Source organism: Clostridia bacterium, assembly GCA_017405765.1.
In the GTDB taxonomy this organism is placed as follows: Bacteria; Bacillota; Clostridia; order Oscillospirales; family RGIG577; genus RGIG577.
Genome location: JAFQZS010000040.1, coordinates 34,751 through 50,553, shown reverse-complemented (window position 1 = coordinate 50,553; position 15,803 = coordinate 34,751). Strand labels below are relative to the sequence as shown.

General features: G+C 47.1%; 11 protein-coding genes and 2 tRNA genes. 6 read left to right on the top strand and 7 right to left on the bottom strand.

Features of this window, described 5'->3' with window-relative positions:
* Positions 1-157: 157 nt before the first annotated feature.
* From IJG50_07165 to IJG50_07135, 7 genes are all read right to left on the bottom strand, one after another.
* Positions 158-1,426, bottom strand: coding sequence for a hypothetical protein (locus IJG50_07165; GenBank protein ID MBQ3379624.1), 1,269 nt, complete (start codon positions 1,424-1,426; stop codon positions 158-160).
* 924 nt (positions 1,427-2,350) lie between these two features.
* Positions 2,351-3,622: an adenylosuccinate synthase gene (locus tag IJG50_07160; protein ID MBQ3379623.1), complete on the bottom strand. Its 1,272-nt coding sequence runs from the start codon at positions 3,620-3,622 to the stop codon at positions 2,351-2,353.
* A gap of 25 nt (positions 3,623-3,647) precedes the next feature.
* Complete coding sequence (locus tag IJG50_07155; protein ID MBQ3379622.1) at positions 3,648-5,288, bottom strand: CTP synthase; 1,641 nt, start codon at positions 5,286-5,288, stop codon at positions 3,648-3,650.
* A gap of 347 nt (positions 5,289-5,635) precedes the next feature.
* Positions 5,636-7,156, bottom strand: a complete 1,521-nt coding sequence (locus tag IJG50_07150; protein MBQ3379621.1) for an LCP family protein — start codon at positions 7,154-7,156, stop codon at positions 5,636-5,638.
* 86 nt (positions 7,157-7,242) lie between these two features.
* A complete protein-coding gene (locus IJG50_07145; protein ID MBQ3379620.1) occupies positions 7,243-8,013 on the bottom strand; it encodes an acyl carrier protein in 771 nt (256 codons plus the stop codon).
* A gap of 61 nt (positions 8,014-8,074) precedes the next feature.
* A tRNA-Tyr gene (locus IJG50_07140) sits at positions 8,075-8,159 on the bottom strand.
* A 5-nt stretch (positions 8,160-8,164) separates the two neighbouring features.
* A tRNA-Thr gene (locus IJG50_07135) sits at positions 8,165-8,240 on the bottom strand.
* Positions 8,241-8,444: 204 nt separating this feature from the next.
* Between IJG50_07135 and IJG50_07130 the strand changes: the two genes are divergently transcribed.
* From IJG50_07130 to IJG50_07105, 6 genes are all read left to right on the top strand, one after another.
* Positions 8,445-10,019 carry a site-specific DNA-methyltransferase gene (locus IJG50_07130; protein ID MBQ3379619.1) on the top strand — a complete coding sequence of 525 codons (1,575 nt, stop codon included), beginning with the start codon at positions 8,445-8,447 and terminating at the stop codon, positions 10,017-10,019.
* The gene (locus tag IJG50_07125) at positions 10,019-11,065 is read left to right on the top strand and encodes a TdeIII family type II restriction endonuclease (GenBank protein MBQ3379618.1); all 1,047 of its coding nucleotides are present in this window, start codon (positions 10,019-10,021) and stop codon (positions 11,063-11,065) included. Before IJG50_07130 ends, IJG50_07125 begins: the two co-directional genes overlap by 1 nt.
* Positions 11,066-11,218: 153 nt before the next feature.
* Positions 11,219-12,085, top strand: a complete 867-nt coding sequence (metF, locus tag IJG50_07120; GenBank protein MBQ3379617.1) for a methylenetetrahydrofolate reductase [NAD(P)H] — start codon at positions 11,219-11,221, stop codon at positions 12,083-12,085.
* 18 nt (positions 12,086-12,103) lie between these two features.
* Positions 12,104-12,745 (top strand): Vitamin B12 dependent methionine synthase activation subunit, encoded by a 642-nt coding sequence (locus IJG50_07115; protein ID MBQ3379616.1) that lies wholly within the window; start codon positions 12,104-12,106, stop codon positions 12,743-12,745.
* Positions 12,746-12,768: 23 nt separating this feature from the next.
* Positions 12,769-15,171, top strand: a complete 2,403-nt coding sequence (locus IJG50_07110) for a homocysteine S-methyltransferase family protein (GenBank protein ID MBQ3379615.1) — start codon at positions 12,769-12,771, stop codon at positions 15,169-15,171.
* A 32-nt stretch (positions 15,172-15,203) separates the two neighbouring features.
* Positions 15,204-15,800 (top strand): hypothetical protein, encoded by a 597-nt coding sequence (locus tag IJG50_07105; GenBank protein MBQ3379614.1) that lies wholly within the window; start codon positions 15,204-15,206, stop codon positions 15,798-15,800.
* Positions 15,801-15,803 lie beyond the last annotated feature (3 nt).

Sequence of the window (15,803 nt, the reverse complement as noted above, 5' to 3'; positions counted from 1 at the left end):
GCCGCCGCCCTTGACATGCATTCCGTTCCCGCTTATACTGCAAGAAAGGGAGGCCGGAATAATCCGCCCTCCCGCAATATATTATTTTTGCTCTGTTTTACACCATGCTTCGGACTTTACACAAATTTTGGGACAGACCCGAGATTGTATTATACTTCTACTGAAAAGCGTCCAGAACCTCTTCATAACTATCTATTATTATCTGCAAACTATCACGAACATTTTTAAGGTATTCAACGAGCACTTCCTTGCCAACGATTTTTTTGTTTTTCATTGAGCCATATTCTTTTTCAGCGTCTTCGTATGCTTCATCCAAATCATCTTTAAACTCTTTGAAGTCGTTTTCATCGTCAAGTATGGTTCCTTTAACAACTTTTTCGTATTTTGCCAGATAATCATCGATTATTGCACGATACATGACGAGGTAATCTCCATACGTCTTAATTGATTCAATAGCTGCATCAGACACGTCCTGAGGCTCAAAAACAGGGCTCGAATCTTCATCGTTATCAACGCTTACTTGTGGCTCTGTATCTTTGTTTTCCGACGCACTTTCTTTTGTGGAAATTACTGGTTCTCCGCTGACTGATTTAACGTTGAGAGTAATGGAGTTATATGTTTGTGAGTTTACAAGATTGGAGTATTCATTTCCTTTACTGTCTACGGAATAGGTATACTTCATTTCCGAATTGGCAGCTATGCTCTGATTCGTGACAACATACTGTTTTAATATGCTTTTATCGGAAATATCAATATAACTTCCATCTTCAGCAGCGAGATTCAGTTTTAAATAGCCGTCACCGTAGGCATCAAGGTAATCTCCGCCCAATGATGTATATCCAATAGAGTTTACATTTTTTCCAATGTAGTTCTGTATGTGGTGAGTATACTTGTCCGGAGAGGGATCGATTTTTGCAAGTTTTATATTTGGATCAGCATCTCCGATTTTCTTTACCAGAAGATCTATCTTTTCATAAGACTGATACGCAACCAATGTATCATATTCCTCTCCTGAGCTGTCTTTTTCAAATTCAAGTTTTACCTCTGTATTTGGCTCAATTGACTGTGATACCACAACATAGTTTTTAAGATCATCTTTGTCATCAGGTCCGACATACGTTCCGTCTGCAGTAACAAAGGTAACCGTTAACAATCCTTCGCCGATTCTTATCAGCCTGTCGCCTCCCCAAGAGGTATAACCTACAGACGCCGCATTCATTCCCACATATTTATCGACATACTGTGTATACTTGTCCGGGGATGGAGTCAAAGAGAACGAATCACTATCAGACTCGGATACGGTTGAGGTCTCAGCTACTTCCTGCGTTTGATTATCTGTTGTGTCACTTTTTGATGAATTACCGCAGGCTGTTAAAAAGAGTATCAGCAAAGTAGCCAACCCTATGGCGATGAATCTCTTTTTCATTGTCAGTTCTCCTTTCTTTGATATAAATACAAATTGTTTTGACATTTTAAATTTGCATTTTTTAACAGGAGTTTCTCTCTTTTACCAAGGGAACAAGTGCCGTTTTTTTCACCTCGCTTTACAAGATATATTTTTCCCAAAATAAAAAAGTGTGCAGCTCCAAACGGAGCTACACACCGAAAAACGCATAACTCCATTTGTCGCTACACAAAATCCTTGACTACTACACAAAAAGTGCCTGCCAAAGCAGAGCCTGCGTTTTTGCCGAAGCAAATATACAGACACTTGTGTAGTAAAAAAGGGCATAGTAATACTATTGGATTTTGTGTAGCACATTTATGATACCGTATATTTGGAAAAAATACAAGAGAAAAGATGAAATACCGCCATGACGAAAGGAAACAGCGTAAAAAGCAACTTGTTTAATGCCGCCCATAACCAACGGGCGCCAAAGACTTGGAGCGGCTCGGCCGCGGAACACCAGTGGGGAAGGAAGCTAATAGAATGCGCCCTCATGGCGAAAAGGCTCCAAGATATAAAGCAAATTGCGCCTATCGCCAGTAGATGGCGAGAGATAAGTCATATTTGAGTAACGCCGAGCGGCTGGCGCCGCCGAGAGGCGGTGTTGGAGCGAGGGAGCGAAGAGTCCGAGAGGCGGCAGTCTCTCGGAAATTTTGGTACTTTTGCCGTCAAAAGTACGCCCCGCCGGCAGGGGATCGAATTCTTAAAACGAAGTTTTAAGGTTTCTTTTTGCTTTCAAAGCAAGGGAAATGTTTCAAAAGCAGCGCTTTTGTGAAGAGTACGCCCCCGGCAGGGGATCGAATTCTTAAAACGAAGTTTTAAGGTTTCTTTTTGCTTTCAAAGCAAGAAAAAAACGCCCCGCCTTGGCGTTAAGGCGGGGCGCACATCTCTTTTGGGAAGTGTTTACTTATATAAATTCTGCGTTCTGTCGGGGCCTACGCCTACCATGGATACGCGGCAGCCGCATTCTTTCTCGATAAATTCAATGTAATTCTTCACGTTCGCGGGGAGGTCCTCGTATTTCGTTATGCCGGTAATATCCTCGTCCCAGCCGGGGAGCTCCGTATATACGGGCTTTGCGCGCGAGAACGTCTTAAGGTCGGCGGGGAAGTGCTTCGTCACCTCGCCGTCTATCTCATATGCGGTGCAGACCTTCAGCGTCTTTATGCCGCTTAAAGTATCGAGCTTGTTTACGGCAAGCTCCGTAAGTCCGTTCACGCGGACGGAGAAGCTTACTATAACGGTATCGAGCCAGCCCGTGCGGCGCGCGCGTCCCGTAGTCGCGCCGAATTCCGCGCCGCGGTTGCGGATAAACTCGCCCGTCTCGTCGAAAAGCTCCGTCGGGAAGGGGCCGAGGCCCACGCGGGTGGTGTAAGCCTTCATGATGCCCAAAACGCCGTCTATAAGCGTGGGGCCTACGCCCGCGCCGATGCATACGCCGCCGGACACGGGGTGAGAGGACGTAACGAAGGGATATGTGCCGAAGTCTATATCGAGAAGCGTACCCTGCGCGCCCTCGAAGGTCACGTTTTTGCCGGCTTTGATCGCGTCGTAAATGAGCACGGACGTGTCGCACACATAAGGCGAAAGCAGGCGCGCGTATTCGGAATATTCCGCGTAGACCTTATCGAAGTCGAGCGGCTCGCCGCCGTATACGTTTACGATGATCTTGTTTTTCGTGTCAAGGTTTTCTTTTAATTTCTTTTTGAACTCCTCATCGTCGGTAAAGTCGCACATTCTTATGCCGCTTCTTTCGACCTTGTCCATATAGCAGGGGCCTATGCCCTTTTTCGTAGTGCCTATCTTCATATCGCCGCGAACGCCCTCGGAGAGCGCGTCGAGCACGATGTGATACGGCATTATAACGTGCGTGCGCGCGTCAATTTTCAAAAGGTCAAGCGATACGCCGCGCTCTTTAATGGCGTTCATCTCGGCGATGAGCTCCTTCGGGTCGATGACGACGCCGCTGCCTATTACGCAGTCGCAGTTCTTATAGAGAATGCCGGAGGGTACCATATGAAGCTTGTATTCCTCGTGATCGGCAACTACCGTATGTCCGGCATTGTTGCCGCCCTGGGAGCGCACGACCATATCGGACTGCGAAGCAAGTATATCTATCACTTTTCCTTTTCCCTCGTCGCCCCATTGAGCGCCGACTATTATTCTGCTTGACATTATAAAACCTTCTTTATCTGTAAAATTATTTATTCTTATACTCCTTGCCTGCCTTAATGAACGAAGCGAACAGCTTGTGCGGCCTGTTGGGGCGCGACTTGAACTCCGGATGGAACTGAACGCCTATATACCACGGATGGCCCTTTAACTCTATCGTATCGACGAGCCGCCCGTCGGGGGAAAGACCGCTTATAACGACGCCTGCGCTCTCAAGAGCTTCGCGGTAGTCGTTGTTCACCTCGTAGCGGTGGCGGTGACGCTCGCGTATCGTCTCCTCACCGTAAATTTCGCGTATGAGCGTGCCCTCTTTAAGATTGCACGTCTGCGCGCCGAGTCTAAGAGTGCCGCCGAGATCAGTCACGCCGAGCTGGTCGGGCATTATATGTATTACCTGATTTTTGGAGTCGGGGTTAAATTCAGTACTCGTTGCGTCGGTAAGACCGAGCACGCTGCGCGCTATTTCGATAACGCCTATCTGCATACCGAGGCAGATGCCGAAAAACGGTATATTGTTCACGCGGGCGTATTTTGCGGCGCATATCTTGCCCTCGGTGCCCCTGTCGCCGAAGCCGCCGGGTATGAGCATCGCGTCAATATCGGAAAAGATGCTCTGCGTGTTGTCGGGCGTTATGTCCTCGCTGTCTATCCATTTTATATCGACGTTCACGCTGTTCGCGATGCCGCCGTGCTTTAAGGCCTCTACTACGCTTAAGTACGCGTCGTGCAGGCCGACGTATTTGCCCACGAGCGCCACTGTCACGGTGCCTTTGCTTTTGAGGCCTCGTATCGTCTCGACCATGGCCGTCCATTCCGTAAGGTCGGGCGCGTGGGGAGCCTTGAGGTTCAGCCGTGAAAGCACGACGTCGGCAAAGTTTTGCTCCTCGAGCATGAGCGGTATCTCGTAGAGCGTTTCCGCGTCGAGATTGGAGATCACGTTCTCTTTGGGGACGTTGCAGAACATACTGAGCTTTTCAAGCGATTCCTTCGATATGGGGTCTTCAGAGCGGCATACGAGTATGTCGGGCCAGATGCCGACGTTCAAAAGCTCCTTTACGCTGTGCTGCGTGGGCTTCGTTTTCTGTTCGCCGGAGGGCAGCTTCGGAACGAGCGTGACGTAGATGTACATACAGTTCTCGCGGCCCACGTCCGATGCGACCTGGCGTATCGCTTCGAGGAAGGGAAGGCTCTCTATGTCGCCCACGGTGCCGCCTATCTCCGTTATGACTATCTGCGAATCCGTCTCCTGCGCCATTGAGTAGACCTTGCTTTTTATCTCGTTCGTTATGTGCGGGATGACCTGAACGGTCTTGCCTGCGTATTCGCCGCGCCGCTCCTTCGATATAACGGACCAGTAGACCTTGCCCGTCGTGATATTGGAGGTCGCCGTCAGATTTTCGTCGATAAAACGCTCGTAGTGGCCGAGATCCAGGTCGGTCTCAGCGCCGTCCTCCGTAACGTAAACCTCGCCGTGCTGATAAGGACTCATAGTGCCGGGGTCTATGTTTATATAGGGGTCAAACTTCTGCATCGTAACACTAAATCCGCGCGCCTTTAAGAGCCTGCCGAGCGAAGACGCCGTAATGCCCTTTCCGAGGCCCGAAACGACGCCGCCTATAACGAAGATATATTTTTTCTGAAGATTGCCTCCGGTCGTATTGTCTGACATATGTATCCTCCCCATGTCGCTTTGAGTTTAAAAAATAAGAGAGCGAAGCTTTTATAAAGAAGCTTCGCTGATTCTTTACATCACTGCAACGGTCCACCCGCATATAACGCTTGTCAAAAACGCCAAGCTTACTTTGTTATTCTATCACAGCAAAGTCGTGATTTCAATATAAAGAAGGAAGATATTTTATAAATTTGTGTTTCGGGGGACGGGGTAGCGCAAGGGAGCAGGGAGCGCCCCCTTATACCTTCGCGTTGTTTCGGCAACTTTTCGCGGAGGTATAAGGGCAAAGTTTACTTAAAACAATCAAAAAAGGCTGCGGCAAATTATCGCCGCAGCCTGATATTTTATCTCAGCCACTCGGGAGGGGTGCTTATGTCGGGTTTATCTTCTTCGGGGGGCGCGGGGGGCGCGTCGCCGGAGTGTGTGTCGCCGGAGTGAGTATCACCGGACTGCGTGTCACCCGACTGCGTGTCGCCGGAGTGAGTATCACCGGACTGCGTGTCGCCGGAGTGAGTATCACCGGACTGTGTGTCGCCGGAGTGCGTGTCGCCGGAGTGAGTATCACCAGACTGTGTGTCGCCGGAGTGCGTGTCGCCGGAGTGCGTGTCGCCGGACTGTGTATCGCCGGACTGTGTATCGCCGGAGTGAGTATCACCGGACTGAGCGTCGCCGGAGTGCATATCGCCGGAGTGCGTGTCGCCGGTCTCACCGTCCTCGCCGGACGCATCGTCCGACTGCGTATCGCTGGGGATGTCGCCGTCTTCGCCGTCCATGAACATTTCTAGGTCGTCTGCGGGGAGTCCCTCGTCGGTCGAATCCGACTCGGAGAGTACGTCCATAGCGCTCTCTTGAGTCGGCTTAGGCGAGGAGGAAATAGCGCTCTGCTCTGCGGCGGAGTATGTTGATTTCACCGAAGAAGTGCCGCTTCCGCCGAAATGCTCCTTGAAGAGCTCCAGCGTCTTGTCAACGTCGTGTATCCAGTATGAAGCGCCGCTTATCATGCGCGCGCTGCCGGGCATCTCATAAGCTGTTATCGTATCGTCTGAAGCGTTTTGGAACAGCTTTATGATATCCAAGTGACCCATAAGGTCGCCTGCCGTAAAGTTCGTCGTCAGATGCTTCGATATATCGGAATAAAGAGTCGGCGCCCTAAAAAAGTATTCGGCGGTGAGCTTCTGCTTTAAGAGTTCCTTGAAGAAATCCTTCTGAACGCGGGTGCGCTGTATGTCGGCCTCGGGATACCGCCTGAAACGCACAAGCTGTTCCGCCTTGTCGCCGTCAAGGTGCTGCTGCCCCTCCTTTAAGTCGATATAAAGATTCTGATACGGGTCGGAGTAGTGCATATCCATGGGAACGTAATAATCAACGCCGCCAAGAATATCGATGATATTTCTAAAGCCCGCAAAGCTTACCTTAACATAATAATGTATGGGCGCGCCCGTGATGTCTCTTACGGTATTTATCAAGAGCTCGTCGCCGCCGATAACAGCGCAGGCGTTTATTTTGTGATACCTGCCGTTTACAAGCACCCGCGTATCGCGCGGGATGGAGATCAGGTTTATTTTTCTGTCAACAAAATCAAGCGACGCGAGCATTATCGTATCGGTACGGGAATTGCTGCCGTCGGTGCCGATCAAAAGGAAGTTTAGCCTGTCGGCCGCCTCGACGCCGGATGCGCTGTCAAAAGCATCGGGAGGAAGGAGGCTTGAGCCGTCTCTCAGGCCGTCCGCGAACGTATGAAAGGCGGTCGCCACGCCTAAAAATGCGGCGGCGGCCACAAATATTATCGCTAAAACGGCGGGGAATCTGCGCCTTTTTCGCCGTGATTTCTTTCGCCTTATATCGGAAGGACCTGCATTGTTCATTCTTTTTCTCCTTTTTTGAGGGCGATGCGTTTAATAATATTATCTATAATATTATTATCAAATAATGAACAAAAACGCATGATTTATTAAATATTCTCATCAGGAAGTCCGAACGTGAAGCGGCAGATATAGCAGGGCGTGTTTTCGCCCTCCTTTATGCCATAGACCGTGGCGCAGTCGCCTTCGATTTTCCCGTATATTTTTAGCGAATCGCCCAAAACGGCCTCGTGCTGGAAGTTTATTACGAGATCGCGAACGCCGCGCTCTACGAGCCCCAATGGCAGAAAATCAAGCGATATATCGCAGTAATATGCATTAAAAAGGTGACCGTTCCAGTCGATATCGGAGAGAACTATCCTGCGGTCGCCCAAAAATTCGGCGTCGTTGGGCATTTTGAGCCTTTCGGCCTCGGGACAGTCGGGAAGCTTGTCCCAATTTTGCAGCGGCGTGCGAGGAAAAGCCTTGGGCTTTAAAACCATGCGCGTTTCGGGGTTGCAAAGTATCCATACGGACTTGCACTCGACGGCGGTATTGCCGTCTGCGTCTATGAATTCGTAATTTCTGTTGAAGGTTGCGCCTTTGAGACCGCGCTCGTATGTTGCGAGAGTGATCTCCTCGTCCTTTTTTATGTTTCGTATGACTCTTAAAGCCAGGCGGGAAACGAGAAAGACCATGCCGTTGTCCCACAGCCAGTCGTGCGGAAAGCCGCGATCATCATAATCCTCGCCGGCTATCGTGGACATGTGCGCCAAAAGCGCCGAAAGGCGGAAATTGCGGAAGCCGTCGCATTCATGATACGGCACGTGTATCGGCTCGCAGAACACCTCGTCTTTACGGTAGGAAGCCTTATTATGCATTTTCAATACCTCCAGAAAGATTTAGAAAACAAAAAAGACAGCCGGCCGGATGTCTTTTTTATGGTGGGGGGAGGTGGATTCGAACCACCGAAGTCAGTGACAACAGATTTACAGTCTGCCCCCTTTGGCCACTCGGGAACCCCCCCGGATATGGAGCTGGTGAACGGAATTGAACCATCAACCTACTGATTACAAGTCAGTTGCTCTGCCTGTTGAGCTACACCAGCGTATCAAGCTCATTTATTTCGTTCAATGCGCTTAATAAATATATCAAATTGCCGCCGTCTTGTCAATATGTTTTTTTTAAAAGTTTGAAATTTTAAAAATGTATAAATGCGCTTGAATAATGCTGTAATAATTAAAAGTATTGAGTAAAGTGTGAAATAGATATATAATTTGATTATAATAAAATATGAATATGGAGTTTTAATATGAGCTTTTTAACAATACATGAAGCAAGCGCTTTTGCTACTGAGTTTACGAGTAAAAAAGTTACCGAATCAAATATCTCATATTTAATTCAGTATGGAAGAATAGATAAAATTGAAAAAAACGGCGTTATTTGCGTAGATAAAAATCAATTAGAGAGCTATTATAAATCATTTAAAGGCAGAAAAGAAATCGAATGGAAAAATATTCTCGGAGATGATGTTAATTGGGAGCTTTCTTTTGATGGGTATAAGGAAAAGGAAACGACAAAGCATGTCCACAGGCTACATCCATATAAAGGAAAGTACATTCCTCAATTAGTAGAATATTTTTTAGATGACCATGTTGATTCTTTTAAGTCTGAAGTTTACTTTCATAAAGGAGACATTATCCTTGATCCATTTTGCGGCAGCGGAACAACGCTTGTTCAAGCGAATGAATTGGGCATGCATGCAGTAGGGATAGACATATCATCTTTCAATTCTCAAATATCAAATTGTAAGGTAAAAAAGTATGATTATATAAAACTAAAAAAAGCTGTTGATTTTATTACAAGCAAACTGGAGTCTTATGAAAAGACACTTGGAATTGCTGAATTCGACGAAGAATTGCTTGAGAAGCTATACAGCTTTAATTCAATTTATTTTCCTTCGCCGGAATTCAAAAAAAGAGTATATAAGAAAGAGATAAATGAGAAGGAATATGGTGAAGAAAAAGCAGAGATGTTTTTGCCATATTTTGAGATTCTAGCTAAAAAGCACGGGGTATCTCTTGAAGTGTCACAAACATCGTTTTTAGATAAGTGGTTTTTTGAAACAACACGAAAAGAAATATACTTTGTTAATGAGATAATAGAAGGCATAGAAGATGAAGCTATTAAGCAATTGCTTCAAATTATATTATCAAGAACGATGCGCTCTTGCAGGGCAACGACGCATTCAGATTTAGCAACTTTGATTATGCCTGTATATACTACATATTACTGTGTTAAACATAAAAAAATATGTAAACCACTCTTTAGCATATTAAAATGGTGGAAAACATATTCAATAAACACCCTTGAAAGGATATCTGAATTTGACAAATTAAGAACAGATACAATGCAAAAATGTTTCGCGGAAGATTCATCAACAGCGAATATTTCTAAGTGTATTGAAAGCATGGGAGGTAGTATATACGAGACCTATAAAAAAGAAAAAATAAAAGGAATTTTTTGCAGTCCACCATATGTTGGAATAATAGATTATCATGAACAGCATGCATACGCCTACGAATTATTTGGTTTTACTAGGAATGATAATCTTGAAATAGGTTCTATGCAAAAGGGAAGAAATCGTGCAGCACAAAAAAAATATGTAGAGGATATTTCGCAAGTCCTTATTAATTGTAAACAATATCTAAGTGATGATTACGAAGTTTTTATTGTTGCAAACGATAAGTTTGGATTATATGAAACAATAGCTAAAAATGCAGGTATGAAAATAGTAGATACATTTAAACGACCTGTTTTGAACAGAACGGAAAAGGACAAAAATGCCTATTCTGAAAGTATTTTTAGGATGAAAGAAGGGGTTTGATGAACATATATAAAAAACAAGAGATAGCCAAGATCGTAATAAGAATATTAAAATCCAGATTTGATTCTTTTCCGGAAAATGAGGCCATTACGAGAAATGCCCCGTTTCATAAAGCATTTTTAGAAGCCTTTTCTCAAAAATTTGATGCTGCTGGGACAAATGTTGACTCTATTTTAAGTATGAGCTCGTGGATGCATGGATTGAATACAACGTTGGGACAGATTTTCTTTGAAGAAACAGCACAAATTCTTTGTGACGGAGCTAAACGTTCTTTTCTTGGAAGCGAGTATAAGATATACTCTGAACAAGAACGTATTATAAGCGAAATTATGACAGATTTAAAGAACGGTGATAAGGTGCCGTCTATGATTGATGAGGATTTGATTATTTCGGAAAATGCAAGAGGCCATTTGGTTAATGGACCAAATTTTACTGCCGATTGTTGTTTTGAAGATGAGAGCAGCTTTGTTGCTATTGAGTTAAAGTCAGTTCGTCCCAACTCGGGTGAAACGCGTGGAGAAAAGCAGAAAATTTTAAAAGCAAAAGCGGCGCTTAGAATTATGAAACCGAATAAAACAATAAAATATTATTTCGGGTTTCCTTTTGATCCCACATCCGATTCAGATACGGGTTTTTGTAAAGAATCCTTTATGAACAGTATGATTGAGTTTTCAAAGTTTTGCGATGGACGAGAAATATTGCTTGCAGATGAATTGTGGTCATATTTATCCGGAGAAGAAAACACAATGCAGGAGTTGTTATGTATTATAAGAGACATAGCAACAATAGACTTTATGGAAAAGCTCAATATTATTAACAACCATGAAAATATTATAAACAATACAAAATTATATCGTGAAATTGCAAAACAGTGGTTTTTAGTAGATGAGGTATGTATTGCAAATAACATTGGCAATTTGATTGCTTCAAACAGAAGAGAAATAATAAAGAATGTTAATAACTGTCCGTTTGATATTAACGGTAAATACAATTTACGTCGGGCAAAAGTATTATTGGATTATATTCAGAACAATGATTGCGATTAATAAAAACAAATAATCAAACGAAAAATCAGCGCCAATGCCCGCGCCGCTGTGGGCCATTAAAAAAGGCGAATCAAAAAATACGGCACAAAAGCATAGACAAATGATAGGTTTTTAAATATAATATAACAAAACTTTTTGACGGGAGAGTTTTCGATGAAGATCTCAGATATTTTAAAAAAAGACAGGGGCGTATTCTCGTTTGAGATATTTCCCCCGAAGGCGGACGCCGACCTTATGAGCGTCCTCACCTGCGCGAACGCGCTTTCACGCTATTTTCCCGACTTTATGAGCGTAACATACGGCGCAGGCGGAGGAACCTCGAAAAACACGGCCAAGATCGCGACATTCCTTCAGGATAAGTGTCATACTCCCGCGCTTGCGCATCTTACGTGCGTGTCGTCAACAAAATCGGAGATAGCGCATCATCTTTTCGAGCTTAAAGCGGCGGGCATAGAAAACATACTTGCGCTGCGCGGCGACATACCGACGGATAAAACGGGTTTTCCCGACCCGAAGCATTACCGCTATGCTACCGACCTTATAAAGGAGATAGCCGAGACCGGCGGATTCTCTATAGGAGGAGCATGTTATCCCGAAACGCATCCCGAGGCAAAAAGCGCAAAGGACGATATTGACAACTTAAAGCGAAAGCAGGATGCGGGCTGCGATTTTCTCATATCCCAGCTTTTTTTCGACAATGAAAAGTTTTACGCCTTTCTCGACAAGGCGGCGGCAGCGGGCGTAAGCATTCCGATAATCCCGGGAATAATGCCAGTTTTGAACGCGGGGCAGATAAAGCGCATGTGCAAATTGAGCGGCGCGGCCCTTACGCCGAAATTTGAGCGTATGCTCCGAAAATACCAAAACGACCCGCACGCCATGAGGCAGGCGGGCATAGCTTATGCGACAGAGCAGATAACAGACCTTTTGTCGTATGACGTAAAGGGCATACACCTTTACACGATGAACAAACCGGACATTGCGGTGCAGATAAAGAACAACATCCAGTTTCTTTATTAGGTAACGGCGATGCATCTTTTGAGAGAGGAAGTGCTGCGCTATCTGGGTTACGGCAAAAGCCCCGCTTCGGACAGCGTAAGCCTTATAATAGATGAGTGCGAAAGGGAGCTTTCATCTCTTGCCACGGTAAGATATATATACAGGATATTCGACGATCTTGTACTCTTTAAGGACGGTATAAGACTCGGCGGCGTGGAATTTAAAAGCCGCGATCTTTCTCGGCATCTTTCGGGGTGTGAACGCGCAGCCGTGCTGTGCGCGACGCTTGGCAGCGACGCCGATATGGCGCGCCTCAAGCTCGAACGCTTCGACATGAGCCGCGCCGTCGTTATGGATGCGGCGCAGAACGCATATATAGAACAGGTCTGCGACGGCGCATGCGCACAGATACTTAAAAGAGTGAGAGACGAGGGCTTTAATATTACTTCCCGATTCAGCCCCGGATACGGAGATATGCCGCTTTCATACCAAAGCGTCATACTCTCCATGATGGACGCACAAAAGCGCATAGGGCTTACGTGCAGCGACACATATATGCTTACGCCGCAAAAATCGGTAACGGCGATAGCGGGCATTACAAAGGCTTTTCAAAACTGCGGCGTGTCCTCGTCGTGCGAGCGCTGCGCGGCGCGGGATATGTGCCGATACAGACGCCGATAAGCTTACCCAAAGGGGGATATATAATGAAAATAACAGACGCCTTAAAAGAAAGGCTTATCTTTTTTGACGGGGCTATGGGCACCGAACTTCAAAAAGCGGGACTTGGGCTTGGCGAGCTTCCAGAGCTTTTGAACATAGACGCCCCCGATATAATACTTAACGTACACAGAAGCTATCTTAAGGCGGGCTGCGACGTAGTGACCGCGAACACCTTCGGCGCGAACCGTCCAAAGCTTTCGGGGCGGCTTGAAGAAGTAATAGCAGCCGGCGTCTCTTTGGCGCGGCGCGCCGCAGACGAATCCGAAGGGCAAAAGTGGGTAGCGCTTGACATAGGGCCCACGGGCAAGCTTTTAAAGCCTCTCGGACAAACGTCTTTCGAAGAGGCGTATGAGATGTTTTCAGAGATCGTGCGCGCAGGCGCGGCCACGGGCAAGTGCGACCTTATACTGATAGAGACGATGGCCGACCTTTACGAAACGAAGGCGGCAGTGCTTGCGGCAAAGGAAAACTGCGATCTGCCCGTTTTTTGCACTATGACGTTCGACGAGAACAAAAAGACGCTCACGGGAGGAAGCAGCGCCGCCATGACAGCGCTTTTGGAAGGGCTTGGGGCCGACGTTATAGGTATAAACTGCGGGCTTGGGCCTGCGCAGGCGGGCGAAGTATTTGAGGAGCTTTTGCGTATTTCATCCACGCCGCTCATGCTTCAGCCGAATGCGGGAATGCCTGTCTTCAGAAACGGCGAGACGTCATTTGACGTGACTGCCGAGGAGTTTGCCCGACTTATGGCAGGATATGCGCGAAAGGGCGCGCGTGTGCTCGGCGGCTGCTGCGGCACGACGCCGGAGCATATACGCCGATTAAAGGAGGCGTGCGAAGGCGTATCGCCCGTACCCGCTTATGATAAGGATATTACGCTAGTGTCGTCGTATTCAAAATGCGTGCGTATCGGCGGCAAACCCGTGATAATCGGCGAGAGGATAAATCCGACAGGCAAGAAAAAATTTAAAGAGGCATTGAGAAATAACGATATAGGATACATATTAAGGGAAGCCGTAACGCAGGACGACTGCGGTGCGCATATACTTGACGTAAACGTGGGACTTCCCGAAATAGACGAGGTAAAAATGCTTAAAGCCGTGACAGAGGAGCTTCAGAGCGTGACGAATCTCCCGCTCCAGCTAGATTCCACCGACGCGGACGCGCTTGAAGCGGCGCTTCGCGTATATAACGGCAAGGCTATGATAAATTCGGTAAACGGCAAGCGGGAAGTAATGGATAAAATATTCCCGCTGGTAAAAAAATACGGCGGCGTCGTCGTCGGATTATGCCTTGACGAGGACGGCATACCCGATACCGCAGAGGGGCGCGCTGACGTGGCGCGCCGAATCATAGAGGAGGCCGCAAAATACGGCATAAAAAAGAAGGATATAGTTATAGATACGCTGACGCTCACGGTCTCGGCCGAGCAGAGCGAGGCTTTGCGCACGCTCGACGCGCTTTATGAAGTGAAAGAGAAGCTGGGCGTTAATACGGTCCTTGGGGTATCAAACGTTTCGTTCGGTCTTCCGCGACGCGAGATAATAAATTCGGCGTTTTTTACGCTCGCGCTTTCGCGCGGGCTTGACGCCTGCATAATAAACCCCTGCTCGGAGGATATGATGCGCGCTTACCGCGCTTATTGCGTGCTTTCGGGGAAGGATGAGAACTGCGCAGAATACGTAAGCATATACGCAGGTACGGTTGCCGATACAAAGCCTGCACAAACGCGCGCGGGCGCCGTAGGAGCAGACGCACAAGCGGGGTCGCTTTTTGAGATAGTGATAAAGGGGTTAAAGTCTGCCGCTCCCGACGCGGCAAGAAAAGAGCTTGAAGAAAAAACGCCGATGGAGATAATCGAGGGTATACTTATACCTGCGCTCGACACGGTGGGACGCGGCTTTGAAGAGGGCACGATATTTCTTCCCCAGCTTATAATGAGCGCGGAAACGGTAAAGGGCGCGTTCGGCGTGATAAAGGAGCATATGAGCTCGTCGGGCGAGACGGGCGAGCCGCGCGGACGCATCGTGCTTGCTACCGTAAAGGGCGATATTCACGACATAGGCAAGAATATCGTAAAAGTCGTTTTGGAAAATTACGGCTACGAGGTCATCGATCTCGGCCGTGACGTCGATCCCGAAATTATAGTTGAGACAGTAAAGCGCGAAAACATACGTCTTTTGGGCTTGAGCGCTCTTATGACTACTACGGTCGTCAGCATGGAGGAGACTATATCCCGCCTTAAAGAGGCAGGCGCGCACTTCTGCCGCGTAATGGTAGGAGGCGCCGTGCTTACGGAAGAATACGCAAAAAAGGCGGGGGCGGATTTTTACGCGCGCGACGCTATGGAGTCGGTGCGCTTTGCAAAAGAAGTTTTCAAAGCTTAAATCATAAAACTGCCGGGAAGGTGTGACATATCTTGAAAAAGCCTTTAAGATATGCGGCTTTTTTACTTCTTGCCGCAGCCGCGGCCGCGCTGTTTTTCGGATGCGGGAAAGAAAGCGGCTCATATCTTAAGATAGACGATGAGGAGGCGGATGACGCGGTATATATTTATTATCTTAAAAGCTCCATGTACCGCGTTATGGCAATGTACGGCGCAGAGAGCTCTACCGAAGCGTTTTGGACGGCGGAGCTTTTGGACGGCGAAACGCCGTTTGAAACGGCGCTTTCCATGGCGTCCGAAAAAACGACCGAGGAATATATAATAGGCCGCCTCTTCGATGAAAGCCCGCTTTCGTGGGACGACGAAAAGCAGGCAAAATTCGAGGAAAGATATGACGCTGTGTCGGTGGGCGGCAGAAGCTACAAAAGGTTTCTTTCGGCGTCGGGGCTTACTGATGAGGCATGGCGTTTTATCACCAAAAACGCCGTGAAGCGCGCCGCTTTAAACGAATATTATAAAGACCGCGGCAAAAGCTTGGAAGACGAGATTTCGCGCCTTGTAAATGAGGCTGACGTAAAGACTGACAGGGAGCGAATAAGCGCCCTTGTTCCCACGAAAATAATACCTTAGAAT

Bases quoted from the DNA above. Each gene is read 5' to 3' on its own strand.
- IJG50_07155 (MBQ3379622.1), bottom strand. From the start codon at position 5,288: ATGTCAGACAATACGACCGGAGGCAATCTTCAGAAAAAATATATCTTC.
- IJG50_07150 (MBQ3379621.1), bottom strand. From the start codon at position 7,156: ATGAACAATGCAGGTCCTTCCGATATAAGGCGAAAGAAATCACGGCGA.
- IJG50_07160 (MBQ3379623.1), bottom strand. From the start codon at position 3,622: ATGTCAAGCAGAATAATAGTCGGCGCTCAATGGGGCGACGAGGGAAAA.
- IJG50_07145 (MBQ3379620.1), bottom strand. From the start codon at position 8,013: ATGCATAATAAGGCTTCCTACCGTAAAGACGAGGTGTTCTGCGAGCCG.
- IJG50_07165 (MBQ3379624.1), bottom strand. From the start codon at position 1,426: ATGAAAAAGAGATTCATCGCCATAGGGTTGGCTACTTTGCTGATACTC.
- IJG50_07125 (MBQ3379618.1), top strand. From the start codon at position 10,019: ATGAACATATATAAAAAACAAGAGATAGCCAAGATCGTAATAAGAATA.
- metF (MBQ3379617.1), top strand. From the start codon at position 11,219: ATGAAGATCTCAGATATTTTAAAAAAAGACAGGGGCGTATTCTCGTTT.
- IJG50_07130 (MBQ3379619.1), top strand. From the start codon at position 8,445: ATGAGCTTTTTAACAATACATGAAGCAAGCGCTTTTGCTACTGAGTTT.
- IJG50_07110 (MBQ3379615.1), top strand. From the start codon at position 12,769: ATGAAAATAACAGACGCCTTAAAAGAAAGGCTTATCTTTTTTGACGGG.